15 protein-coding genes and 3 rRNA genes are annotated in these 24,881 nt (G+C 67.3%); 4 read left to right on the top strand and 14 right to left on the bottom strand.

What is annotated here, in order from left to right:
- Positions 1 to 65: 65 nt before the first annotated feature.
- The 7 genes from AC4OXY_RS34155 to thyX form a co-directional block, all read right to left on the bottom strand.
- A complete protein-coding gene (locus tag AC4OXY_RS34155; RefSeq protein ID WP_358658226.1) occupies positions 66 to 728 on the bottom strand; it encodes a DegT/DnrJ/EryC1/StrS family aminotransferase in 663 nt (220 codons plus the stop codon).
- 116 nt (positions 729 to 844) lie between these two features.
- A 5S ribosomal RNA gene (gene rrf / locus AC4OXY_RS34150) occupies positions 845 to 961 on the bottom strand.
- An 82-nt stretch (positions 962 to 1,043) separates the two neighbouring features.
- A 23S ribosomal RNA gene (locus tag AC4OXY_RS34145) occupies positions 1,044 to 4,162 on the bottom strand.
- Positions 4,163 to 4,474: 312 nt separating this feature from the next.
- A 16S ribosomal RNA gene (locus AC4OXY_RS34140) occupies positions 4,475 to 6,000 on the bottom strand.
- Together the 16S, 23S and 5S rRNA genes form the textbook arrangement of a ribosomal RNA operon.
- A gap of 494 nt (positions 6,001 to 6,494) precedes the next feature.
- The gene (locus tag AC4OXY_RS34135; RefSeq protein ID WP_491991584.1) at positions 6,495 to 8,180 is read right to left on the bottom strand and encodes a ribonuclease J; all 1,686 of its coding nucleotides are present in this window, start codon (positions 8,178 to 8,180) and stop codon (positions 6,495 to 6,497) included.
- Positions 8,181 to 8,348: 168 nt separating this feature from the next.
- On the bottom strand, positions 8,349 to 9,248 hold the full coding sequence (gene dapA, locus AC4OXY_RS34130) for a 4-hydroxy-tetrahydrodipicolinate synthase (protein WP_356024295.1): 900 nt from the start codon (positions 9,246 to 9,248) through the stop codon (positions 8,349 to 8,351).
- 199 nt (positions 9,249 to 9,447) lie between these two features.
- Positions 9,448 to 10,191, bottom strand: coding sequence for an FAD-dependent thymidylate synthase (gene thyX, locus AC4OXY_RS34125; RefSeq protein WP_362823890.1), 744 nt, complete (start codon positions 10,189 to 10,191; stop codon positions 9,448 to 9,450).
- A 183-nt stretch (positions 10,192 to 10,374) separates the two neighbouring features.
- Between thyX and AC4OXY_RS34120 the strand changes: the two genes are divergently transcribed.
- A complete protein-coding gene (locus tag AC4OXY_RS34120; protein WP_356024300.1) occupies positions 10,375 to 10,611 on the top strand; it encodes a hypothetical protein in 237 nt (78 codons plus the stop codon).
- Between the two features lie 90 nt (positions 10,612 to 10,701).
- Positions 10,702 to 11,268, top strand: a complete 567-nt coding sequence (locus tag AC4OXY_RS34115; RefSeq protein WP_356024302.1) for an SCO5741 family PH domain-containing membrane protein — start codon at positions 10,702 to 10,704, stop codon at positions 11,266 to 11,268.
- A gap of 86 nt (positions 11,269 to 11,354) precedes the next feature.
- On the opposite strand, the gene AC4OXY_RS34110 is transcribed toward AC4OXY_RS34115, so the two are convergent.
- The 5 genes from AC4OXY_RS34110 to rpsO form a co-directional block, all read right to left on the bottom strand.
- Positions 11,355 to 11,807 carry a tetratricopeptide repeat protein gene (locus AC4OXY_RS34110; protein WP_362823889.1) on the bottom strand — a complete coding sequence of 151 codons (453 nt, stop codon included), beginning with the start codon at positions 11,805 to 11,807 and terminating at the stop codon, positions 11,355 to 11,357.
- Positions 11,808 to 11,820: 13 nt separating this feature from the next.
- On the bottom strand, positions 11,821 to 12,573 hold the full coding sequence (gene dapB, locus AC4OXY_RS34105) for a 4-hydroxy-tetrahydrodipicolinate reductase (RefSeq protein ID WP_356024307.1): 753 nt from the start codon (positions 12,571 to 12,573) through the stop codon (positions 11,821 to 11,823).
- A 26-nt stretch (positions 12,574 to 12,599) separates the two neighbouring features.
- Positions 12,600 to 13,979 (bottom strand): M16 family metallopeptidase, encoded by a 1,380-nt coding sequence (locus tag AC4OXY_RS34100; protein WP_376289147.1) that lies wholly within the window; start codon positions 13,977 to 13,979, stop codon positions 12,600 to 12,602.
- Positions 13,976 to 16,195 carry a polyribonucleotide nucleotidyltransferase gene (locus tag AC4OXY_RS34095; protein WP_356024311.1) on the bottom strand — a complete coding sequence of 740 codons (2,220 nt, stop codon included), beginning with the start codon at positions 16,193 to 16,195 and terminating at the stop codon, positions 13,976 to 13,978. Before AC4OXY_RS34095 ends, AC4OXY_RS34100 begins: the two co-directional genes overlap by 4 nt.
- A gap of 341 nt (positions 16,196 to 16,536) precedes the next feature.
- Complete coding sequence (gene rpsO, locus AC4OXY_RS34090; protein ID WP_030177470.1) at positions 16,537 to 16,824, bottom strand: 30S ribosomal protein S15; 288 nt, start codon at positions 16,822 to 16,824, stop codon at positions 16,537 to 16,539.
- 289 nt (positions 16,825 to 17,113) lie between these two features.
- Here rpsO and AC4OXY_RS34085 point away from each other — a divergent pair, with 289 nt between their 5' ends.
- The gene (locus tag AC4OXY_RS34085) at positions 17,114 to 17,404 is read left to right on the top strand and encodes a DUF397 domain-containing protein (protein ID WP_356024314.1); all 291 of its coding nucleotides are present in this window, start codon (positions 17,114 to 17,116) and stop codon (positions 17,402 to 17,404) included.
- Positions 17,405 to 17,467: 63 nt separating this feature from the next.
- Here the strand turns inward: AC4OXY_RS34085 and AC4OXY_RS34080 are convergent, their stop codons facing one another.
- Together AC4OXY_RS34080 and eccD are read right to left on the bottom strand one after the other, a co-directional pair.
- Positions 17,468 to 18,970, bottom strand: coding sequence for an outer membrane protein assembly factor BamB family protein (locus AC4OXY_RS34080; RefSeq protein ID WP_491991583.1), 1,503 nt, complete (start codon positions 18,968 to 18,970; stop codon positions 17,468 to 17,470).
- A gap of 64 nt (positions 18,971 to 19,034) precedes the next feature.
- A complete protein-coding gene (eccD, locus tag AC4OXY_RS34075; protein ID WP_356024722.1) occupies positions 19,035 to 20,537 on the bottom strand; it encodes a type VII secretion integral membrane protein EccD in 1,503 nt (500 codons plus the stop codon).
- Between the two features lie 300 nt (positions 20,538 to 20,837).
- Here eccD and eccCa point away from each other — a divergent pair, with 300 nt between their 5' ends.
- On the top strand, positions 20,838 to 24,803 hold the full coding sequence (gene eccCa, locus AC4OXY_RS34070; RefSeq protein ID WP_491991582.1) for a type VII secretion protein EccCa: 3,966 nt from the start codon (positions 20,838 to 20,840) through the stop codon (positions 24,801 to 24,803).
- Positions 24,804 to 24,881 lie beyond the last annotated feature (78 nt).

The raw sequence follows: 24,881 nt of genomic DNA, 5'->3' as shown, positions 1-24,881 counted from the left end.
CCTCGCGGCGACGAAGAAACTGTACCCCGAACCGGCCCGGGTTCCCAAATTCGTTCGGGAGCCGTTCAGAAGGCGGGCTGGAGCAGACCTCCGAGCGCGTTGCACGCCGAAACGATGCGCTGCATCTCCCGCTTGGTGAGCGTGGCGTCGACGGGCAGCGCGAGCGTCTCGTCGGCCGCGAGCTCGGTCTCGGGCAGCGACACGCACCGCCGGAACTCCGGCAACCGGTGCACCGGTGTCTTCACGGGCACCCGGCACTCAACTCCCTTGGCCCGCAGGGCTCGTGCGAAGGCGTCCCGGTCCGGACGGCCGTTCCCCGGCACCCGCACCACGTACTGCTGATACGTGTGCCCGTCGCCCCCGTCCGGCGTCCGTACGCCCTTGAGCTTGGCGTCCAGGTAGGCGGCCCGCTGCCGACGCTGCGCTATCTCGTCGTGCGGCGCCTCGGACTCGCCCTGCTCCAGCATGAGCAGGCCCTGCCGCTGCCCCAGCGCGTGCAACCGCCCGATGTCGGCCCGCCGTCCGAAGCGATGCACGGCAACGACCGCCGCAGTACGCGAAGTTACGGCCGCCTCGACGGCACCGGGATCGATGCAGTACGTCAACGGGTCTATGTCGGCGAACACCGGGAGCGCGCCGGCCAGGGTCACGGCCTCGGCGACTTCGACGTTCCCGAAGGCCGGTACGACGACCTCGTCACCGACTCCGACACCCGCGGCCCTGAGCATTGCAGCAGTTCCCATGTGCTGGATGTTCGGCGCGCAGGGTGAACGACACGTTAAGCAGAACGTAAAAAGGTCGGACCCCGAACCGAAGTTCAGGATCCGACCTTTTTGGAAGAATTGTTCGGCGGCGTCCTACTCTCCCACAGGGTCCCCCCTGCAGTACCATCGGCGCTGTGAGGCTTAGCTTCCGGGTTCGGAATGTAACCGGGCGTTTCCCTCACGCTATGACCACCGAAACACTATGAAACTGACAACCGGACCGCCTGTTCGGCGGGGCTGTTCGTGGTTTCAGAACCAACACAGTGGACGCGAGCAACTGAGGACAAGCCCTCGGCCTATTAGTACCGGTCACCTCCACACCTCACGGTGCTTCCAGATCCGGCCTATCAACCCAGTCGTCTACTGGGAGCCTTACCCCATCAAGTGGGTGGGAGTCCTCATCTCGAAGCAGGCTTCCCGCTTAGATGCTTTCAGCGGTTATCCCTCCCGAACGTAGCCAACCAGCCATGCCCTTGGCAGAACAACTGGCACACCAGAGGTTCGTCCGTCCCGGTCCTCTCGTACTAGGGACAGCCCTTCTCAAGACTCCTACGCGCACAGCGGATAGGGACCGAACTGTCTCACGACGTTCTAAACCCAGCTCGCGTACCGCTTTAATGGGCGAACAGCCCAACCCTTGGGACCGACTCCAGCCCCAGGATGCGACGAGCCGACATCGAGGTGCCAAACCATCCCGTCGATATGGACTCTTGGGGAAGATCAGCCTGTTATCCCCGGGGTACCTTTTATCCGTTGAGCGACGGCGCTTCCACAAGCCACCGCCGGATCACTAGTCCCGACTTTCGTCCCTGCTCGACCCGTCGGTCTCACAGTCAAGCTCCCTTGTGCACTTACACTCAACACCTGATTGCCAACCAGGCTGAGGGAACCTTTGGGCGCCTCCGTTACTCTTTAGGAGGCAACCGCCCCAGTTAAACTACCCATCAGACACTGTCCCTGATCCGGATCACGGACCCAGGTTAGACATCCAGCACGACCAGACTGGTATTTCAACGACGACTCCACGAACACTGGCGTGCCCGCTTCAAAGTCTCCCAGCTATCCTACACAAGCCGAACCGAACACCAATATCAAACTGTAGTAAAGGTCCCGGGGTCTTTCCGTCCTGCTGCGCGAAACGAGCATCTTTACTCGTAGTGCAATTTCACCGGGCCTATGGTTGAGACAGTCGAGAAGTCGTTACGCCATTCGTGCAGGTCGGAACTTACCCGACAAGGAATTTCGCTACCTTAGGATGGTTATAGTTACCACCGCCGTTTACTGGCGCTTAAGTTCTCAGCTTCGCCCCACCGAAATGGAGCTAACCGGTCCCCTTAACGTTCCAGCACCGGGCAGGCGTCAGTCCGTATACATCGCCTTACGGCTTCGCACGGACCTGTGTTTTTAGTAAACAGTCGCTTCTCGCTGGTCTCTGCGGCCACCCCCAGCTCTGGCAGCAAGTGCCGTCACCAGACGTGGCCCCCCTTCTCCCGAAGTTACGGGGGCATTTTGCCGAGTTCCTTAACCATAGTTCACCCGAACGCCTCGGTATTCTCTACCTGACCACCTGAGTCGGTTTAGGGTACGGGCCGCCATGAAACTCGCTAGAGGCTTTTCTCGACAGCATAGGATCATCCACTTCACCACAATCGGCTCGGCATCAGGTCTCACCCTGCATGAGTGGCGGATTTGCCTACCACTCGGGCTACACCCTTACCCCGGGACAACCACCGCCCGGGATGGACTACCTTCCTGCGTCACCCCATCACTCACCTACTAACCGCTTGGTCCGGCGGCTCCACCACTTTCCATTCCCCGAAGGGTCCGGAACGGCTTCACGGCCTTAGCATCACGATGCTCGATGTTTGACGCTTCACAGCGGGTACCGGAATATCAACCGGTTATCCATCGACTACGCCTGTCGGCCTCGCCTTAGGTCCCGACTTACCCTGGGCAGATCAGCTTGACCCAGGAACCCTTAGTCAATCGGCGCAAACGTTTCTCACGTTTGTATCGCTACTCATGCCTGCATTCTCACTCGTCAACCGTCCACGACTACCTTCCAGTGCCGCTTCACCCGGCAGACGACGCTCCCCTACCCATCCACACAGGCGTTGGCCCTATTGTGTGAATGACACGACTTCGGCGGTACGCTTGAGCCCCGCTACATTGTCGGCGCGGAATCACTAGACCAGTGAGCTATTACGCACTCTTTCAAGGGTGGCTGCTTCTAAGCCAACCTCCTGGTTGTCTGTGCGACTCCACATCCTTTCCCACTTAGCGTACGCTTAGGGGCCTTAGTCGATGCTCTGGGCTGTTTCCCTCTCGACCATGGAGCTTATCCCCCACAGTCTCACTGCCGCGCTCTCACTTACCGGCATTCGGAGTTTGGCTAAGGTCAGTAACCCGGTAGGGCCCATCGCCTATCCAGTGCTCTACCTCCGGCAAGAAACACACGACGCTGCACCTAAATGCATTTCGGGGAGAACCAGCTATCACGGAGTTTGATTGGCCTTTCACCCCTAACCACAGGTCATCCCCCAGGTTTTCAACCCTGGTGGGTTCGGTCCTCCACGAAGTCTTACCTCCGCTTCAACCTGCCCATGGCTAGATCACTCCGCTTCGGGTCTTGAGCGTGCTACTGAATCGCCCTGTTCGGACTCGCTTTCGCTACGGCTTCCCCACCCGGGTTAACCTCGCAACACACCGCAAACTCGCAGGCTCATTCTTCAAAAGGCACGCAGTCACGAGAATGTGCAAGCACATTCCGACGCTCCCACGGCTTGTAGGCACACGGTTTCAGGTACTATTTCACTCCCCTCCCGGGGTACTTTTCACCATTCCCTCACGGTACTATCCGCTATCGGTCACCAGGGAATATTTAGGCTTAGCGGGTGGTCCCGCCAGATTCACACGGGATTTCTCGGGCCCCGTGCTACTTGGGTGTCTCTCAAACGAGCCGCTGACGTTTCGACTACGGGGGTCTTACCCTCTACGCCGGACCTTTCGCATGTCCTTCGCCTACATCAACGGTTTCTGACTCGTCTCACGGCCGGCAGACCGTGAAAGAGAGATCCCACAACCCCCACGACGCAACCCCTGCCGGGTCTCACACGCCATAGGTTTGGCCTCATCCGGTTTCGCTCGCCACTACTCCCGGAATCACGGTTGTTTTCTCTTCCTGAGGGTACTGAGATGTTTCACTTCCCCTCGTTCCCTCCACACTGCCTATGTGTTCAGCAGCGGGTGACAGCCCATGACGACTGCCGGGTTTCCCCATTCGGAAACCCCCGGATCAAAGCCTGGTTGACGACTCCCCGGGGACTATCGCGGCCTCCCACGTCCTTCATCGGTTCCTGGTGCCAAGGCATCCACCGTGCGCCCTTAAAAACTTGGCCACAGATGCTCGCGTCCACTGTGCAGTTCTCAAACAACGACCAGCCACCCATCACCCCGAACCCATAAGGTCCGAGTGCACTGGGGCCGGCGACTGAGGAGAAGATCAGATCATTCCCTCAGACACCCAACAGCGTGCCCGGCACGACCAGCCGACCAGATCAGCGTTCCACGCCCCGAAGAGCAGTACTAGCGCCTGGTCCGTCCTGGACCGTGCCGAATAATCAACGTTCCACCCATGAGCAACCAGCATCGGACACTCGCCGATGTACTGGCCTCTGACCGAGCAGAGCCCGGTAAGAAGTGCTCCTTAGAAAGGAGGTGATCCAGCCGCACCTTCCGGTACGGCTACCTTGTTACGACTTCGTCCCAATCGCTAGTCCCACCTTCGACGACTCCCTCCCACAAGGGGTTGGGCCACCGGCTTCGGGTGTTACCAACTTTCGTGACGTGACGGGCGGTGTGTACAAGGCCCGGGAACGTATTCACCGCAGCAATGCTGATCTGCGATTACTAGCAACTCCGACTTCATGGGGTCGAGTTGCAGACCCCAATCCGAACTGAGACCGGCTTTTTGAGATTCGCTCCACCTCACGGTATCGCAGCTCATTGTACCGGCCATTGTAGCACGTGTGCAGCCCAAGACATAAGGGGCATGATGACTTGACGTCGTCCCCACCTTCCTCCGAGTTGACCCCGGCGGTCTCCTGTGAGTCCCCATCACCCCGAAGGGCATGCTGGCAACACAGAACAAGGGTTGCGCTCGTTGCGGGACTTAACCCAACATCTCACGACACGAGCTGACGACAGCCATGCACCACCTGTACACCGACCACAAGGGGGGCACTATCTCTAATGCTTTCCGGTGTATGTCAAGCCTTGGTAAGGTTCTTCGCGTTGCGTCGAATTAAGCCACATGCTCCGCTGCTTGTGCGGGCCCCCGTCAATTCCTTTGAGTTTTAGCCTTGCGGCCGTACTCCCCAGGCGGGGAACTTAATGCGTTAGCTGCGGCACCGACGACGTGGAATGTCGCCAACACCTAGTTCCCACCGTTTACGGCGTGGACTACCAGGGTATCTAATCCTGTTCGCTCCCCACGCTTTCGCTCCTCAGCGTCAGTAATGGCCCAGAGATCCGCCTTCGCCACCGGTGTTCCTCCTGATATCTGCGCATTTCACCGCTACACCAGGAATTCCGATCTCCCCTACCACACTCTAGCTAGCCCGTATCGAATGCAGACCCGGGGTTAAGCCCCGGGCTTTCACACCCGACGTGACAAGCCGCCTACGAGCTCTTTACGCCCAATAATTCCGGACAACGCTTGCGCCCTACGTATTACCGCGGCTGCTGGCACGTAGTTAGCCGGCGCTTCTTCTGCAGGTACCGTCACTTGCGCTTCTTCCCTGCTGAAAGAGGTTTACAACCCGAAGGCCGTCATCCCTCACGCGGCGTCGCTGCATCAGGCTTTCGCCCATTGTGCAATATTCCCCACTGCTGCCTCCCGTAGGAGTCTGGGCCGTGTCTCAGTCCCAGTGTGGCCGGTCGCCCTCTCAGGCCGGCTACCCGTCGTCGCCTTGGTGAGCCATTACCTCACCAACAAGCTGATAGGCCGCGGGCTCATCCTTCACCGCCGGAGCTTTACACCGTCAAGGATGCCCAAGACGGTCATATCCGGTATTAGACCCCGTTTCCAGGGCTTGTCCCAGAGTGAAGGGCAGATTGCCCACGTGTTACTCACCCGTTCGCCACTAATCCACCCCGAAGGGCTTCATCGTTCGACTTGCATGTGTTAAGCACGCCGCCAGCGTTCGTCCTGAGCCAGGATCAAACTCTCCGTGAATGTTTACCGGTAATCCGGTCGAACACCACGAGAGCGGAACCAGGAGGAGGAATAGTCCTCCCGGTTCACAGCGTCCTCGCTGTGTTTTTCAAAGGAACCTCGCCCCGGTCGTGATGACCGGAGACGGGGTATCAACTAATCTGGCGTTGATTTTTGGCACGCTGTTGAGTTCTCAAGGAACGGTCGCTTCCTTTGTACTCACCCTCTCGGGCTTTCCTCCGGGCTTCCCTTCGGTGTTTCCGACTCTATCAGATCTTTTCTCGATCCGATTTCCTCGGTGCTTTCCAGGTTCCCGCTCCGCTTTCGCTTCGCGTTTCCCTTTCCGGCGGTTCCGACTTTATCAGAAGTTCTGAGTCGGTTTTCCCGCCCCTCCGGGTTGTCCTCGGCGCACGAGGCGGCCGGGTTCCCTTGCTGGCGGAGCCGTAAACGTACTGGAGCGGGGCGCCTCGATGCAAATCGAGGCGCCCCGCTCGGGTGAAGCTTCCGACGGACCGTCAGACCTCCACGACCACCGGGAGGATCATCGGCCTGCGGCGATACGTGTCCGAGACCCACTTGCCGAGGGTGCGTCGGACGAGCTGCTGGAGCTGGTGGGGCTCCACCACTCCGTCCTGGGCGGACCTCTCCAGGATCTCCGTGATCTTCGGAAGGACCGCGGCGAAGGCCGAGTCCTCGATGCCGGAGCCGCGCGCCTGGACGTGCGGGCCGCCCGTGATCTTGCCCGTGGAGGCGTCCACGACCACGAAGACCGAGATGATGCCCTCGTCACCGAGGATCTTGCGGTCCTTGAGGGCCGGCTCGCCGACGTCGCCGACGGAGAGGCCGTCGACGTAGACGTAACCCGCCTGGACCTTGCCGACGATCTTGGCCTTGCCCTCGACCATGTCGACCACCACGCCGTCCTCGGCGATGACGATCCGGTCGTGCGGGACGCCCGTCAAAGCGCCCAGCTCGGCGTTGGCCCGCAGATGGCGCCATTCGCCGTGTACCGGCATCAGGTTCCTGGGGCGGCAGATGTTGTAGAAGTACAGCAGCTCGCCCGCCGAGGCGTGGCCGGAGACGTGCACCTTGGCGTTGCCCTTGTGGACGACGTTGGCGCCCCATCGGGTCAGGCCGTTGATGACGCGGTAGACCGCGTTCTCGTTGCCGGGGATGAGGGAGGACGCCAGGATCACCGTGTCGCCCTCGACGATGCGGATCTGGTGGTCCCGGTTGGCCATGCGGGACAGGGCTGCCATCGGCTCGCCCTGGGAACCCGTGCAGACCAGGACCACCTCGTGGTCCGGGAGGTCGTCCAGCGTCCTGACGTCGACCACCAGGCCCGGCGGCACCTTCAGGTAGCCGAGGTCCCGTGCGATGCCCATGTTGCGGACCATCGAACGGCCGACGAAGGCGACCCGGCGGCCGTACTCGTGGGCCGCGTCGAGGATCTGCTGGATGCGGTGGACGTGGCTGGCGAAGCTCGCCACGATGATCCGCTTGCTGGCGCTCGCGAACACCTGGCGCAGGACGTTGGAGATGTCCCGCTCGTGCGGCGTGAAGCCCGGGACCTCGGCGTTCGTCGAGTCGGTGAGGAGGAGGTCGATGCCCTCCTCGCTGAGCCTGGCGAACGCGTGCAGGTCGGTCAGACGGTTGTCCAGCGGGAGCTGGTCCATCTTGAAGTCGCCGGTGTGCACCGCCATGCCGGCGGGCGTGCGGATGGCGACGGCCAGGGCGTCCGGGATGGAGTGGTTGACGGCGATGAACTCGCACTCGAAGGGGCCGACGCGCTCGCGGTTCCCCTCCGCCACCTCCAGGGTGTACGGGCGGATCCGGTGCTCCTGGAGCTTGGCCTCGATCAGGGCGAGGGTCAGCTTGGAGCCGATCAGCGGGATGTCCGGCTTCTCGCGAAGCAGGAAGGGGACGCCGCCGATGTGGTCCTCGTGGCCGTGCGTGAGGACGATGCCCTCGATGTCGTCGAGACGGTCCCGGATGGACGTGAAGTCCGGCAGGATCAGGTCGATTCCGGGCTGCTCCTCCTCGGGAAAGAGCACTCCGCAGTCGACGATCAGCAGGCGGCCGCCGTACTCGAAGACCGTCATGTTCCGGCCGATCTCACCGAGACCGCCGAGCGGGGTGACGCGCAGGCCGCCCGTGGGGAGCGGCGGGGGCGGGCCGAGTTCAGGATGCGGATGACTCAAAAGACTCTCCTCAAACATGCGCGCCACGTACCGGTCGGGCACGTGGCGCGCATGACGTTCGTGCAGAAGCAGTTGTCGTTGTGGGGTGCAGGCACCGGTGGCCTGCGTCTTCTGTTGTTGTTCAGTTGTGAAGTCAGTGGTGAAGCTCGGGTGGTGCCAAGTCTGTTGTCAGAGCTGTACCCCGCCGGCGGCAAGATCGATCTTGAGCTGGGCGATCTCCTCGGGCGAACACTCGACCATGGGCGAGCGCAGCGGCCCGGCGGGCAGTCCCTGGAGGGCCAGGGCGGCCTTGGTGGTCATGACGCCCTGGGTGCGGAACATGCCGGTGTAGACCGGGAGCAGCTTCTGGTGGATCTCGGTGGCCTTGACGACGTCGCCCGAGGTGTACGCGTCGACGAGGGCGCGCAGGTCGGGGGTGACGAGGTGGCCGACGACCGAGACGAAGCCGACCGCGCCCACGGAGAGCAGGGGCAGGTTCAGCATGTCGTCGCCGGAGTACCAGGCGAGGCCGGACCGGGCGATGGCCCAGCTGGCGCGGCCGAGGTCGCCCTTGGCGTCCTTGTTGGCGACGATGCGGGGGTGCTCGGCGAGCCGGACGAGCGTCTCGGTGTTGATCGGCACGCCGCTGCGGCCGGGGATGTCGTAGAGCATGACCGGCAGGCCGGTGGCGTCCGCGACGGCCGTGAAGTGGCGGTACAGGCCCTCCTGCGGGGGCTTGTTGTAGTACGGCGTGACGACCAGGAGTCCGTGGGCGCCGACGCGCTCGGCCTCGCGGGCCAGCTCGACGCTGTGGTGGGTGTCGTTGGTGCCGACGCCGGCGACGACGTGGGCTCGGTCGCCGACCGCCTCCAGTACGGCTCGTACCAGGTCCGCTTTCTCCGCGTCGGTGGTGGTGGGGGACTCGCCGGTGGTGCCGTTGATGATCAGGCCGTCGTTGCCTGCGTCCACCAGGTGGGCGGCGAGCCGCTGCGCGCCGTCGAGGTCGAGTGCGCCGTCCGCCGTGAAGGGCGTGACCATGGCGGTGAGGACCCGCCCGAAGGGGGTCTGCGGAGTCGAGGTCGGAGCCATGGGTAACACGCTACTCGGTGCTCCATGCGTGGTCTGCCCTCGGGGGGCCGGGAAAGTCAGGACAAATATGGAGCCCGGCACTGCCTGCTCGGGGGTTCAAGCAGTGCCGGGTCCGTTTGATCAGGCTAGATGAACTTCTCTAAATGCCGCAATACGGACACTTCGCCCGGCTGATGCGCACATCCGTTCCGGGCCCTGATTACGGGGCGACCCGGCCGTTGCCGTTGAAGGCGGCGTACGTCAGCGGCATGAGCTCGGCCCACTCCGCCTCCATCTTCTCGCCGACCATCTCGATCTCCCGCTGCGGGAAGGACGGCACCTTGGCCAGCTCGTGCTGGGTGCGCAGACCGAGGAAGTGCATCAGGGAGCGGGCGTTGCAGGTGGCGTACATCGAGGAGAACAGGCCGACGGGGAGCACCGCGCGGGCGACCTCACGGGCGACGCCCTCGGCGAGGAGCTTCTGGTAGGCCGCGTAGGCCTGCTCGTAGCTCTCGGTGAGGGTGCTGCTCACCGTGTCGTGCTGGGCCGGGGTGCCCTCGACGAAGACGTACTTGCCGGGGCGGCCCTCCTGGACCAGCTTGCGGTCGGTGCCGGGGACGTAGAAGACGGGCTCCAGCTCGCGGTAGCGGCCGGACTCCTCGTTGTACGACCAGCCGACGCGGTGCCGCATGAACTCGCGGAAGACGAAGATCGGGGCGCTGATGAAGAAGGTCATCGAGTTGTGCTCGAACGGGCTGCCGTGCCGGTCGCGCATCAGGTAGTTGATCAGGCCCTTGGAGCGCTCCGGGTCCTTCTTCAGCTCGTCCAGGGACTGCTCGCCGAGCGTGGAGACGCGGGCGGCGAAGAGGACGTCGGCATCCGACGCGCTGGACTTCACGAGCTCGACGGTGACGTCACTGCGCAGGGTGAGCGACTCGGGGGTGGTCACGGGGGTCCTTCCCATCACTTCTTCAGGTTCGCGCCCACTGTACGGGGCGCCTCTGACAGTGCCGCACAGTGACCGTTCGGTGACCGCGCCGATGATTTTTTCGGACATGGGCACCTTTTCCGTCACTCGATCGTCTGTATGGGTGAGACCTGCTCGTTCGACCCGAAAACGACACTCCCGAGAGGAGAGGTACCTCCCATGTTCCGTCGGCGTGAGCCCGTGCCCTTCGCCTTCCTGGCCGAGGCGGACCGGTTCCGCAGCAATGTCGCTCCCCCGCCGCGCCGGCGTGCGTCCGCCGGGCAGATAGCCGGGCGCTGGCTGCTGGGCCTCACCATCGTCGCCGGGCTCGCGGGCTCGCTGATACTCGGCATGCCGGCGCTGTCGACCCCGTCCGACACCCCCGTGCAGCAGTCGCGGGCCGCCGACGGGCGCTGACTCTTACAGCCGTCCAAGGGTGGTGAGCGCGAACCCGGCCGGATAGCCTCACCGGGCACAGCCCGCGCAAGGATCGAGTGAGGACCAGCCGTGCCCCTGCCCTTCCTGACGGCCGACCGCACCTTCGAGGCCGCCGACGAGAGCGCGCTGCCCCACCTCGACCGGGAGCGCTGGCGGCGCCCCTACCGTCCCGGGCCCTGGCGGGTGGGCGTGGCCGCGCTGGTGCTGCTGGTCGCCTCCTTCGTGCTGTTCGCCGCGGTCGTCATCGCCCTGGCCGACTCGGTGTCCTCCGCCGTGGCGGTCCTCGTCACGGCGCTCGTGGTGATCGCCGCCGCGCTGCGGATGCTGCGCATGGGTGTCTGGGTGAGCGGGCGCGGGCTGCGCCGCGTCGGGTTCCTGGTGACGCGTACGGTGCCGTGGTCGCGGGTGGTCTCGGTGCGGACGGCGCAGCAGCCGGTGCGCTGGCTGGGGCTGCCCCGGACGGTGCAGGGGCAGGCGCTGACCCTCGTCCGGGGGGACCGGCCGGCCGAGGACACGCCGCCGCTGCTGACGACGCACACACTGGACTTCCTGAGCCGCCCGGCCGCCTTCGACCGGGCCGCGGACGCGGTCGAGGCGTGGGCCGCGGAGTGCGGCCGCGGGCACGGGCGCGACTGACCTGCGCAGGCATGCCGAAGGGGCCGGTCCGCTGCGGGCCGACCCCTTTGGTGTGTCCGGTGCGCGCGCTGTCCGCGCCGTACGGCTCAGGCCCGGGCGGGCTTGCCGTCGTGCAGGGCGATGGCCCGTTGCATGGCCTTGCGGGCGCGTGGGGTGTCGCGGGCGTCGTGGTAGGCGACGGCGAGCCGGAACCAGCAGCGCCAGTCGTCGGGGGACGCCTCCGTCTCGGCCTTGCGCCTGGCGAACACCTCGTCGGCGGAGTCGCGGTCGATGTGACCGCTCGGGGTGCGCCGCAGCTCGTCCACGGGCAGGCCGCCCTCGGCGTCGAGCTGGGTGGCGAGGGCGTTGGCCTTGCGGACGAACTGGGTGTTCTGCCACAGGAACCACAGGCCGATGACCGGCAGGATCAGGACCGCGACCCCGAAGGTGACGGTCAGGAGCGTGCCGGCCTGTATGAGCATGACGCCGCGGCTGCCGACCAGGACGAAGTAGAAGACCAGGACGGCGGCGGTGACGAGGTAAGTGATCTTGGCGCGCATGGCAGGGGCTGTCTCAGCTCAGGTCCAGGAAGTGCTCCAGGCCGAAGGTCAGGCCCGGAGTGGTCACCACGCGGCGGGCGCCGAGCAGGATGCCCGGCATGAAGCTGCTGTGGTGCAGGGAGTCGTGGCGGATGGTGAGGGTCTCGCCCTCGCCGCCGAGCAGCACCTCCTGGTGGGCCAGGAGGCCGCGCAGCCGGACGGCGTGGACGGGGATCCCGTCGACGCTGGCGCCGCGGGCGCCGTCCAGGGCGGTGGCGGTGGCGTCCGGCGCCGGCGCCGTACCGGCTGCCCGGCGGGCCTCGGCGATCAGCTGGGCGGTGCGGGTGGCCGTACCGCTCGGGGCGTCCACCTTGTTCGGGTGGTGCAGCTCGACGACCTCGACCGACTCGAAGTACGGCGCGGCGATCTGCGCGAACTTCATGGTCAGCACGGCGCCGATGGAGAAGTTCGGCGCGATGAGCACGCCGGTGCCCGGGGACTCGGCGAGCCAGCCGTTCAGCCGCGCGAGGCGCTCCTCGGTCCAGCCCGTCGTACCGACGACGGCGTGGATGCCGTGGCGCAGGCAGTAGTCGAGGTTGTCCATGACGGAGTCGGGGGTGGTCAGCTCGACCGCGACCTGGGCGCCGGTCTCCGCCAGCGTCTCCAGCTCGTCCCCGCGGCCGAGGGCGGCGACCAGCTCCATGTCCTCGGCGGCCTCGACCGCCCTGACCGCCTCGGCCCCGATCCGGCCCTTGGCGCCGAGGACCGCCACGCGCAGCTTGCTCATCTCTTGTGCTTCCTTGTCAGGAGTGGTTAGGCGACGGCGTCGTGCAGCCGCGCGGCCTGCTTGTCCTTCAGCGGGCCGATGACCGACAGCGACGGGCGCTGTCCCAGGATGTCGCGGGCGACCGCGCGGACCTCGTCCGGGGTGACCGCGGCTATCCGGTCCAGCATGTCGTCGACCGACATCTGCTCGCCCCAGCACAGCTCGCTCTTGCCGATACGGTTCATCAGCGCGCCGGTGTCCTCCAGGCCGAGGACGGTGGAGCCGCGGAGCTGGCCGACGGCGCGGGCGATCTCGTCGTCGGTGAGGCCGTTGGCGGCGACGTGGTCGAGTTCGTCGCGGCAGATCTTCAGCACGTCGTGCACCTGGCTCGGCCGGCAGCCGGCGTACACGCCGAACAGGCCGCAGTCGGCGAAGCCCGAGGTGTACGAGTACACGCTGTAGGCGAGACCGCGCTTCTCCCGGACCTCCTGGAAGAGGCGGGAGGACATGCCGCCGCCGAGGGCGGTGTTGAGCACGCCCATGGCCCAGCGGCGGTCGTCGGTGCGGGCGAGGCCCGGCATGCCGAGGACGACGTGCGCCTGCTCGGTCTTGCGGCCGAGCAGCTCGACCTTGCCGAAGGTGCGGATCGTACGGCTGCCGTCCCGCGGGGCGATCGGCTGCGCGTCCAGGTTCTTGAAGGCGCCCGCCTGCTCGAACGCGGCACGGACCTGGCGTACGACCTTGTGGTGATCGATGTTGCCCGCGCAGGCGACCACGAGATGGGTCGGGTCGTAGTGCTTCCTGTAGAAGCGGCGGATGCGGTCGGCGCCGAGGGCGTTGACCGTGTCGACCGTGCCGAGCACCGGGCGGCCGAGGGCGTTGTTCCCGAACATGGTGTGCGCGAACAGGTCGTGCACGCAGTCGCCCGGGTCGTCCTCGGTCATGGCGATCTCTTCGAGGATCGCGCCGCGCTCGACGTCGACGTCCTCCTCCAGGATCAGCGAGCCGGTCAGCATGTCGCAGACGACGTCGATGGCGAGCGGCAGGTCGGTGTCGAGCACGCGCGCGTAGTAGCACGTGTACTCCTTGGCCGTGAACGCGTTCATCTCGCCGCCGACGGCGTCGAGGGCGGCGGAGATGTCCAGCGCGCTGCGCTGCCGCGTGCCCTTGAAGAGCAGGTGCTCCAGGTAGTGCGTGGCGCCGTTCAGGGCCGGGGTCTCGTCGCGGGAGCCGACGTGCGCCCAGATGCCGAAGGTCGCGGAGCGGACCGAGGGCAGGGTCTCGGTGACGATGCGCAGGCCGCCCGGGAGGGTGGTCTTGCGGACCGTGCCGATGCCGTTCTGGCCCTTGATCAAGGTTTGGGTACGGGCAACGGCCCGCGCCTCCGAAGAGGGGCGGGCCGTCACCTTGGAGCTACGGGACGTCACTGCTCGGCGTCGTCCTTGTTCTCGTTGTCGCCTTCCTCGCCCTCGATCACCGGAACGAGGGAGAGCTTGCCGCGGGAGTCGATCTCGGCGATCTCGACCTGGACCTTCTGGCCCACGCCGAGGACGTCCTCGACGTTCTCCACGCGCTTGCCGCCGGCCAGCTTGCGGATCTGCGAGATGTGCAGCAGACCGTCCTTGCCGGGCAGCAGGGAGACGAACGCACCGAAGGTGGTCGTCTTGACGACCGTACCCAGGTAGCGCTCGCCGACCTCGGGCATCGTCGGGTTGGCGATGCCGTTGATCGTGGCGCGGGCGGCCTCCGCCGAGGGACCGTCGGCGGCACCGATGTAGATCGTGCCGTCGTCCTCGATGGTGATCTCGGCGCCCGTGTCCTCCTGGATCTGGTTGATCATCTTGCCCTTGGGGCCGATGACCTCACCGATCTTGTCGACCGGGATCTTGACGGTGATGATCCGCGGGGCGTGCGGGCTCATCTCGTCGGGCCGGTCGATGGCCTCCATCATCACGTCGAGGATGTGGAGACGGGCGTCGCGGGCCTGCTTGAGGGCCGCGGCCAGGACGGAGGCCGGGATGCCGTCCAGCTTGGTGTCGAGCTGGAGGGCGGTCACGAAGTCCTTCGTGCCGGCGACCTTGAAGTCCATGTCGCCGAAGGCGTCCTCCGCACCGAGGATGTCGGTGAGGGTGACGTAGTGCGTCTCGCCGTCGATCTCCTGGGAGATCAGACCCATGGCGATACCGGCGACCGGGGCCTTCAGCGGCACACCGGCGTTCAGCAACGACATGGTGGAGGCGCAGACCGAGCCCATGGACGTCGAGCCGTTGGAGCCGAGGGCCTCGGACACCTGGCGGATCGCGTACGGGAACTCCTCGCGCGTCGGCAGCACCGGCACGAGGGCGCGCTCGGCGAGGGCGCCGTGGCCGATCTCGCGGCGCTTCGGGGAGCCGACGCGGCCGGTCTCACCGGTGGAGTACGGCGGGAAGTTGTAGTTGTGCATGTAGCGCTTGCGGGTCACCGGGGAGAGGGTGTCCAGCTGCTGCTCCATGCGGAGCATGTTGAGGGTGGTGACGCCCAGGATCTGGGTCTCGCCACGCTCGAACAGCGCGGAACCGTGCACCCGCGGGATGGCCTCGACCTCGGCGGCCAGGGTACGGATGTCCGTCACCCCACGGCCGTCGATGCGCTTCTTCTCCTTGATCACGCGCTCGCGGACCAGCTGCTTGGTGAGCGAGCGGTACGCGGCGGAGATCTCCTTCTCGCGGCCCTCGAACTCCGGCAGGAGCTTCTCGGCGGCGAGCCCCTTGACGCGGTCCAGCTCGGCCTCGCGCTCCTGCTTGCCGGCGATGGTGAGCGCCTGGGCGAGCTCGGGGCGGACGGCGGCCGTCAGGGCCTCGAAGACGTCGTCCTGGTAGTCCAGGAAGATCGGGAACTCGGCGGTCGGCTTGGCGGCCTTGGCGGCGAGGTCGGCCTGGGCGCGGCACAGCACCTTGATGAAGGGCTTCGCGGCGTCCAGACCGGCGGCGACGACCTCCTCGGTCGGCGCCTCGGAACCGCCCTCGACGAGCTTGATGGTGCCCTCGGTGGCCTCGGCCTCGACCATCATGATCGCGACGTCGCCGTCCTCCAGGACGCGGCCCGCGACGACCATGTCGAAGACGGCGTCCTCAAGCTCGGTGTGCGTCGGGAAGGCCACCCACTGACCGCGGATCAGCGCGACGCGGACGCCGCCGATCGGGCCGGAGAAGGGCAGGCCGGCCAGCTGCGTGGACGCGGACGCGGCGTTGATCGCCACGACGTCGTACAGGTGGTCGGGGTTGAGCGCCATGATCGTGGCGACGACCTGGATCTCGTTGCGCAGGCCCTTCTTGAAGGACGGGCGCAGCGGACGGTCGATGAGGCGGCAGGTGAGGATGGCGTCCTCGGACGGCCGGCCCTCACGACGGAAGAAGCTGCCGGGGATCTTGCCGGCGGCGTACATCCGCTCCTCGACGTCCACCGTCAGCGGGAAGAAGTCGAGCTGGTCCTTGGGGTTCTTGGAGGCGGTGGTGGCCGACAGCACCATGGTGTCGTCGTCCAGGTACGCCACGGCGGAGCCGGCGGCCTGCTTGGCCAGGCGGCCCGTCTCGAAGCGGATGGTGCGGGTACCGAAGGCGCCGTTGTCGATGACGGCCTCGGCGTAGTGGGTCTCGTTCTCCACTAGCGTTTTCTCCGTTACGTATCGTCTTTCGTCCCTTGGCTGCCCGTGTGGCAGGGGGACGGTGGCGGAGAAGCGCGCCGTCTGGTGCGGGCCGGTCTTCGATCGAAGCACCCGGGGCTCGCTTCCCCCCGGGGGCCACTACCGAGGACCGGCGGCGGCGAGGTGCGCTTCTCCTCGTTCTTTTCGTACTGCGTACTGTGTCGTGCGTCTTGCGTTGTGCGTCGTGCGTACTGCGTTGTGCTACCACACTACAAAGCGTGTGTGACACTCCGCACGTTTCCCTACATACGGCAAAGGGAGCGATCCCCGAGTCCTTCGGGAACCGCTCCCCTCACGGCGTCTTACTTGGCGCCCGCCGCACCGCGGCGGATGCCGAGGCGGTCGACCAGCGCACGGAAGCGCTGGATGTCCTTCTTCGCCAGGTACTGGAGAAGGCGGCGGCGCTGACCGACGAGGATCAGCAGGCCACGACGGGAGTGGTGGTCGTGCTTGTGGGTCTTGAGGTGCTCGGTCAGGTCGGAGATCCGACGGGAGAGCAGAGCGACCTGGACCTCGGGGGAGCCGGTGTCACCCTCCTTGGTACCGAACTCGCCGATGATCTGCTTCTTCGTAGCGGCGTCGAGCGACACGCGTACTCCTCAATAGTCTGTTGAATGCCACCGAGTGCCCCCGGTCTACGTCTCGGGGAAGCTTCCGTTACTCGGGAGGCGGGGATCCGCTGGGCGCGGCCACCAGAACGTGCAGGACTGCCTGCGGGATCCGGGGGTGCGTACACGAACGGCCGTCAGCCAGGGTACCAGGAGGTGGCGGGCACCTTTCCCCCGGTCTGCGAACAGCCCGGGCGGCGGTCGTACGGCCACTAGGGTGAGCGCCGGGACCGAACGTTACGCCGTTACGCCGGGAAGGGGTCGTCACACGATGACGGAGACGGAAGCGGACATCAAGGCGCGCAAGGAGCGGGAGCGGGACGAGCTGTACGGCCTCGACATCTCCGGTGTCGAGTGGCACTGCGCCCCGGGCACCGAGGAGCACGAGGAGCGCGTCGAGATCGCCTACCTGCCCGAGGGAGCCGTGGCCATGCGCTCCTCCCTCGACCCCGACACCGTGCTGCGCTACACCGAGGCGGAGTGGCGCGCCTTCGTGCTGGGGGCACGGGACGGGGAGTTCGACCTGGAGCCGACGGAGGGGAACGGGGGGCTCGGGGCGTAGCGCCTGACGTGGCGAGGGGGCGGCACGCGTGCGTGCCGCCCCCTCGCGCTTGTCCGCCCTTGCTCAGTGCTTCAGGCCCGCGGTGCCCACTCCGAGCACCGACAGCACCGGGTCCTTCGGGTGACTGGTGTCGCGTTCCAGGACGCGGCGGGCGAAGAAGGCGTGCCCCTGTTCGTACAGGATGTCTGACATATCCGGTTCGCCGAGTTCGCCTTCGTCGTCCGACGGGAGATGGAACAGGAGGTACGGGGTCTCCTTGTCGGTCCGGGGATTCCAGTCCACCACGGCCGCCGGCTGAACGTCGTCCGAGGTGGAGCGGAAGATGATCAGGTCGTCACCGTTCATGCGGACGGGGACGACCCGCTGGAAGAGCCGGCCCTCGAACTTGGCGACGGCGGTGCCCTTCTTGACGTCGAAGGCCGTGATCTGGTTCTCGGGCTTCGTGGTGACGTCGGCGGTGTCCTTGCTCATGACGAAGACCCGGTCGCGGCCGACCACCATGCCGTAGCACCTGTCGACGGCGTCGAAGAACAGCTCGACGTTGCCGCCGCACTTGGGGTCGTAGCCGTCCAACGAGATGGTGGCCAGCCGCTCGCCGCTCTTCGGATCCAGCGTGATCAGGTCCGTGACCTGGTATTCCCCCGCCTCGGCGGCGATCACAGGCGGGTCGGCGGACGGCAGGTAGATGCTGCGCAGACCGTCACTGACCGAATAGCGCCACAGGACTTTGCCGGTGCGCGGCTCGACCTTCTCCACGCGGTAGGTGGGGGCACTGGAGTCACCGCATTTGACGAGGGCCAGCAGGGCCGCGCCACCGGCATAGGCCGAGTCGTGGCACTGGGACGTACCGGACGTGCTCCACAGCCTCTTGCCACCGTCCATGGCATACGCTGCCGACCCGTCCTCCCAGGCTATGGCCACGACGCCCCGGGTCAGGGCGATGTCGGTGCCGTTGAGGGTGGCGTCGTCGGCCGCCGGGATCTTCCCTTGCCAGAGCTTCTTGCCGGTGTCGAGGTCGACCATGATCACCTCGTCACAGCCGCTGTCCAGGGGGGAAGTGACGTTCACATGCCCAGGCGTGACCACGACGGCTGTCCGGTTGTCGGCGGTGACGTCGCGGCTGACGGCGCAGATGTGGCCGCCGAGTTGCAGGGTCCATGCCTTCGCGTCCGAGTCCGGGTCGGGCTCGATCTCGTAGCCCTCGATACGGTCGGCGAGGGCGCGCGCGACGATCTTGGACGTGGCCCAGGTGGCGGGCGCGACCCGCTGCTCGTTGCCGGTGAAGCCGCCTTCATTGTGCTGGACGACGACCTGGCCCTCCGGCGAGACGGGGGGCTTCTCCACGGTCTGGCGAACGGTGTCCGGTGCCTGCTCGACCGCCTTGGCGCCGGTCCGCCCCTGCGTCCGGTCCGCCGAGTGGTACCAGAACAGACCCGCGCCGAGGCACACGACGGCGGCCACCACCGCGGCGACCGCGCCGACTATGCGTCTGCGGCGTCTCTTCCGTGACTGGTCGGCCGCCAGCACGGAGTGGGTGTACATGGACGGGGGCGGCCCGAAGCTCACGCTGCTGGATCCTTTTCCTCGCTGCCGCCCACGGGGCGGAGAGGCCCGCTCGGGCCGGCCCGTGTCACTTGCTGGTCATCGCGCGGGCAGTCGCGTACACGTCGAACACGGCGAGCGCCAAGGGCACCAGCGTCAGCAGGACGAAGCCCTCGCAGATCTCCAGGAACCGGCCCCAGAACGGGGTCATCCCGCCGCGCGACAGGATCAGGCCCAGCGCGGTCACCAGGGCGGTGGCCGCACCGATGACGGCGATCAGCCAGATGGTGCGGATGTCCAGGTCGGTGCGGTTCCCGCCGAGGGCCTCTCGGATCACGTGTCCCGGCGGGTTGAGGGCGAGGCCGAGGCCGAGCAGGACCAGGCAGGCGAGGCCGGCGGCCAGGACGGGGGCGACCTGGGCGGTGTACCGGAAGAGGCCGGCGCGCATCAGCATCGCGACGCCGGTGGCGAACGCGAGCACCTGGGCCCAGATGCCGTCGGAGAAGCCCAGCACCGCCGAGGCTCCCACGGCGAGGAGGGCACAACCGCCGACCAGGCCGACGAGCAGTTCGTGGCCGCGACGGGCCTGGGCCTCGACGCGCTCGGTGTCGACGGCCTCCGGCGCGGCGGACTCGGTGCCGTAGGCGGAGCGGGCGGGGCCGCTGCTGGGGCTCTCGAAGCCGATCGGCAGCCGCGCGAAGCGCATGGACATGCCGGGCAGGAAGGCGAGCGCCCCGACGGCGACGGGCGCGCACAGGCCGGCCATCTCGGTCGCGGACCAGTGGGTGAGGGTCGCCACGAAGACGACGACCAGGGCGACCGCGGAGGCGAAGACGAAGGCCACGAACGGGCCGTCGCCGCGCGGGGAGCACAGGGTGAGGATCAGGGCCGCGACGAGCACCGCCGCGCACGCCAGCAGGAACTGGAGCCGGCCGATGCCCTCCCCGCCGGTGAGGGGCAGCAGTCCGCTGCCGGCGACACCGATGTTGGGCAGCGCGCCGAGGCCGAGGGCGATGGCCGAGCCGCGGTCGTCGTAGACGCGGGCACGGATCGCGGAGAGGACGACCAGGAGGATGCCGGCGACGGCGGCGAGGATGCCGGCGAGACCGTGCATGTCGTGACGCGGGTCGGCGGTCCAGGCGACGAACGCGAGCAGCGTGGGCAGCACGCCGCCGCCGACGAGACCGGCGGCCCGGGTGAGGTCGCCGCTCCACAGCTTGTGCTGCTTGGTGACGGCCGAGGCGACGGCCTCGGCGACGTCGTCGAAGACGGCCGGCGGCAGGGACTCCGCGAACGGCCGCAGGGTGAGCAGTTCGCCGTCGAGAATGCGCTGGGCGGCGAAGGAGCGGGCACTGTCCAGCACGGTGCCGTCGGTGCGGACCAGGTGGTAGCCGACCGGGGCGCCCGACTCGGGACTCTGCTGGGACAGCCGGAGGATCTCCGGATAGAGGTCGGCGACGGGGACGTCGTCGGGCAGTGCCACGTCGATACGGCTGTCCGGCGCGACGATGGTGACCCGGCAGAAGCCGAGTCCGGTGCCGGACCCGGCGGGGGCTCCCGTCCCGGTTCCGCCGGTGGCGGCGGCCGTCATGCTCACCTGCTGCTCCCCCTCAGTGGTGGTGGTGCGTCTACTTCGTGAAGGTCTCGTGCCGGTCGCATCTGCGCGGGTCGGCACGGGCTCCCTGTGGCCGGTTTCCGGGGCCGTACCGCCTCGACATCAAGGGGGTTGTCCCGGTTCGTCCGGCCTGCTCGCCGTGTGCTCACGCGAACACCCGGCACCCTACCGCCCACCCGTCCGCCGTGAACTCAGTAGGATCACGCGGCGGCCTGCGCCCGCCGGACACGGGGCGGTGGGCGGAAAGCCTGGGTCGGGCAAGGGAATTGGTGAGCAGTGAGCCAGATTGTCGTCAAGCGCCCCGCTAGGGCGCTTCCGTCCGAAGTGCCCACGGATGAGGTCGTTGTCCAGCCGCCGCCGGAACTGCCGAGGGGGCATCAGGAAAGCGTCCTGATGCAGCTGCTACCGACGTTGGGCATGGGTGGCTCGGTGGTGTTCTTCTTCACGAACGGTCAGCCGTTCATGAAGATCATGGGCATGATCATGATCGCCTCGACGGTGGCCATGTCCATCGCGATGGTGGTCCGCTTCCGCCGTGGCTCCCAGGGCCAGCTGGCCGACATGCGCCGCGACTACCTCAGCTATCTGTCGCAGACCCGCAAGTCCGCCGTCGAGACGGCGCGGAAGCAGCGGGACGCCCAGTACTACCTGCACCCGTCCCCCGAGCAACTGTGGGCGCTCGTCGCCGAGGGCAGCCGGGTGTGGGAGCGACGGGCGAGCGACGAGGACTTCGCGCACGTGCGCGTCGGCCTGGGCCCGCAGCCGCTGGCGACTTCTCTCGTGGCCCCGGAGACGGGTCCGGTCGACCAGCTGGAGCCGCTGACCGCGGGCGCCATGCAGCGCTTCCTCGCCACGCACGGCACCGTCGGCGATCTGCCGATGGCGGTGTCCCTGCGCGCCTTCTACCACGTCACGCTCAGCGGTGAGCCGCAGTCCGTACGCGCCTCCGCCCGCGCGCTGGTCGGCTCGCTGGCCTCGCTGCACTCCCCCGAAGACCTGGTCATCGCGGTGGCCGCCGGACGCGAGACGCTGCCGGACTGGGACTGGGCGAAGTGGCTGCCGCACGTGCAGGCGCCCGGCGCGGTGGACGGCGCGGGCAGCCGACGGCTGATCGGCGCCGACCCGCGCGAGCTGGAGGACCTGCTGTCCGCCCGGCTCACCGGCCGCCCTCGCTTCCACCCCGCCGCCGCGCCCCTGCTGGACGAGCCGCACATCGTGCTCGTCCTCGACGACATCTCCCTGCTGCCGGACTCCGTGCTCGCCAATCCGGAGGGCCTGCAGGGCGTCACCATCCTGGAGGTCGTGGCCGGCGAACTCATGAAGCCGGGCGGCGAGCTGTCCATCGTCGTACAGCCGGGCACGCTGCGGCTGGAGTCCGGGCACGGGGAGCTCTACGACGGCATCCCGGACGCGCTCTCCTACGAGTCCGCCGAGGCTCTGGCCCGGCAGCTGGCGCCGCTGTGCATGGGGGCGGGCGGCGACGACGGCGAACCGCTGCTCGCGAACCTGGAGTTCACCGATCTCCTCGGTCTCGGCGACGCGGCCTCCGTCGACACCAAGCGGACCTGGCGCCCGCGCGCCCTCGCCGAGCGTCTGCGCGTGCCCATCGGCCTCGGCGAGGACGGCCGCCCGGTCATGCTGGACCTCAAGGAAGCCGCGCAGGAGGGTATGGGCCCGCACGGCCTGTGCGTCGGCGCCACCGGTTCCGGCAAGTCGGAGCTGCTGCGCACCCTGGTGCTGGGCCTCGCCGTCACGCACTCCTCCGAGACCCTGAACTTCGTCCTCGCGGACTTCAAGGGCGGTGCGACCTTCGCCGGTATGGCGCAGATGCCCCACGTCGCGGCGGTCATCACCAACCTGGCCGACGACCTCACCCTGGTCGACCGCATGGGCGACTCGATCCGCGGTGAGCTCAACCGGCGCCAGGAGATGCTCCGCGACGCGGGCAACTACGCCAACATCCACGACTACGAGAAGGCCCGCGCGGCGGGCGCGCCCCTGCAGCCCATCCCCTCCCTCGTCCTGGTGATCGACGAGTTCAGCGAACTGCTGACCGCCAAGCCGGACTTCATCGAGATGTTCGTGCAGATCGGCCGTATCGGCCGATCGCTCGGCGTGCACCTGCTGCTGGCCTCGCAGCGCCTGGAGGAGGGCCGGCTGCGCGGCCTGGAGACGTACCTGTCGTACCGCATCGGTCTGCGCACGTTCTCGGCGGCCGAATCCCGCGCCGCCCTCGGCGTCCCCGACGCCTACGAACTCCCCAACGTCCCCGGTTCCGGCTTCCTGAAGTTCGGCACGGACGAAATGGTCCGCTTCAAGGCGGCGTACGTCTCCGGCACGTACCGTACGGGCGGGCAGCGGACGGCGCCCGGCGGCGGCCCGCTGCCGGTGGACCGGCGCCCGGTGCTGTTCACGGCCACCGAGGTACCGGTGCAGTACACGGCGCTCCCGCAGCAGCGTGCGGAGTCGGCCCCCGAGACGGACGACGCGCTGACCGACACCGTCCTGGACGTGATCGTGCGCCGCCTGGAGGCCCAGGGACCGGCGGCCCACCAGGTGTGGCTGCCCCCGCTGGAGAGCCCGCCGGCGCTGGACTCGCTGCTACCCGGCCTCGCGGCGGTGCAGGGCCGTGGCCTGACCCAGCCGAACTACGAGGGTGCCGGCCGTCTGATCGTCCCGGTGGGCCTCGTCGACAAGCCGTACGAGCAGCGTCGTGACCGGCTGATGATCGACTTCTCGGGCGCGGCGGGCCACATGCAGATCATCGGCGGCCCGCAGTCCGGCAAGTCGACGCTGCTGCGGTCCCTGATCTGCTCCTTCGCGCTGACGCACACACCGTACGAGGTGCAGATCTACGGGCTGGACTTCGGTGGCGGCGGTATGGCAGCGGTCGCCGACCTGCCGCACGTCGGCGGCATCGCCTCCCGCCTCGACCCGGAGCGCGTCCGCCGTACGGTCTCCGAGGTGTACGGCGTCCTGACCCGCCGCGAGGAGTACTTCCGCGCGACGGGCATCGCGTCGATCGCCGACTTCCGCAGCCGACGGGCCCGCGGTGAGATCTCGGTGACCGACCAGCCCTGGGGCGACGTCTTCCTGATCGTCGACGGCTGGGGCAACTTCCGCACGGACTACGAGGCCCTGGAACCGGCGGTCGTGGACCTCGCCGCCCGCGGTCTCGGCTACGGCATCCACGTGATCATCACGGCGTCGCGTTCGATGGAGGTCCGGGCGAACCTCAAGGACCACCTGATGAACCGCCTGGAGCTGCGCCTCGGCGACGTCATGGACTCCGAGATCGACCGCAAGGTGGCGGTCAACGTCCCCGCCGGCGTTCCCGGCCGCGGCCTCTCCCCCCAGAAGCTCCACTTCATGGCGGCGGTCCCGCGCATCGACGGTCTGACCTCCGACACCGACCTGGCTGACGCGACGGCGGCACTGACCACCGAGGTCGGCCGCCACTGGCAGGCGCCCGGCGCCCCGCAGGTGCGGCTGCTGCCGCGCCAGCTGGAGGCGGTGGAACTGCCTCCGGGCGACCGCCTTCCGCAACGGGGCATCGCCTTCGCGCTGGACGAGGACGCCCTGGAGCCGGTGTTCCTGGACTTCGAACAGGACCCGTTCTTCCTCGTCTTCGGCGAGAGCGAGTCCGGCAAGTCCAACCTGCTGCGGCTGCTGATCAATCAGCTCTGCCTGCGGTACAGCGGCGACGAGGCGAAGTTCTTCGTCGTCGACAACCGCCGCTCGCTGCTGGACATCACGCCCGCCTCGCACCTGGCGGAGTACATCCCGATGTCCAGCCAGATGGACCACCACATGGTGGCGCTGGCCGACCTCATGCAGCGCCGCACGCCGACGGCCGATGTCACCCCGCAGCAGCTGCGGGACCGCAGCTGGTGGCGGGGCCCGCAGGTGTTCGTCGTCATCGACGACTACGACCTCGTGTCCACGTCCAGCGGCAACCCGCTCAGCGGCCTGACGGAGATGCTGCCCTTCGCCCGCGACGTCGGCGTCCGCTTCATCATCGCCCGCTCCTCCGCGGGCGCGGGCCGCGCCGCCTACGAGCCCTTCATGCAGCGCATGAAGGAACTCGGCGCCCAGGGCATCGTCATGGCCGGCGATCCGGCGGAGGGCGACATCCTCAACGGGGTGCGACCGCGGCCGATGCCGGCGGGGCGGGGCGTCTTCGTGTCGCGGAAGCGGGGGAAGCCGTTGGTTCAGACGGGGTTGGTGGACGTGGAGTACTGACGTGCTCGTTCAAGCGCTGTGAATACGGCGAATCCGGCGGTCTGGCCGACCGCCGGATTCCTGTTCCGGGTGCGGCGG

The organism is Streptomyces sp. HUAS MG56, from assembly GCF_058673395.1.
Note: the sequence above shows the minus strand (reverse complement) of the source record. Positions and strands in the feature narration are given on the sequence as shown.

What these genes read in the sequence shown, in the direction of transcription:
- AC4OXY_RS34155 (WP_358658226.1), bottom strand. Translation starts at nt 728, where the DNA reads ATGCTCAGGGCCGCGGGTGTCGGAGTCGGTGACGAGGTCGTCGTACCG.
- dapA (WP_356024295.1), bottom strand. Translation starts at nt 9,248, where the DNA reads ATGGCTCCGACCTCGACTCCGCAGACCCCCTTCGGGCGGGTCCTCACC.
- thyX (WP_362823890.1), bottom strand. Translation starts at nt 10,191, where the DNA reads ATGGGAAGGACCCCCGTGACCACCCCCGAGTCGCTCACCCTGCGCAGT.
- AC4OXY_RS34120 (WP_356024300.1), top strand. Translation starts at nt 10,375, where the DNA reads ATGTTCCGTCGGCGTGAGCCCGTGCCCTTCGCCTTCCTGGCCGAGGCG.
- AC4OXY_RS34110 (WP_362823889.1), bottom strand. Translation starts at nt 11,807, where the DNA reads ATGCGCGCCAAGATCACTTACCTCGTCACCGCCGCCGTCCTGGTCTTC.
- dapB (WP_356024307.1), bottom strand. Translation starts at nt 12,573, where the DNA reads ATGAGCAAGCTGCGCGTGGCGGTCCTCGGCGCCAAGGGCCGGATCGGG.
- AC4OXY_RS34085 (WP_356024314.1), top strand. Translation starts at nt 17,114, where the DNA reads ATGACGGAGACGGAAGCGGACATCAAGGCGCGCAAGGAGCGGGAGCGG.
- eccD (WP_356024722.1), bottom strand. Translation starts at nt 20,537, where the DNA reads ATGACGGCCGCCGCCACCGGCGGAACCGGGACGGGAGCCCCCGCCGGG.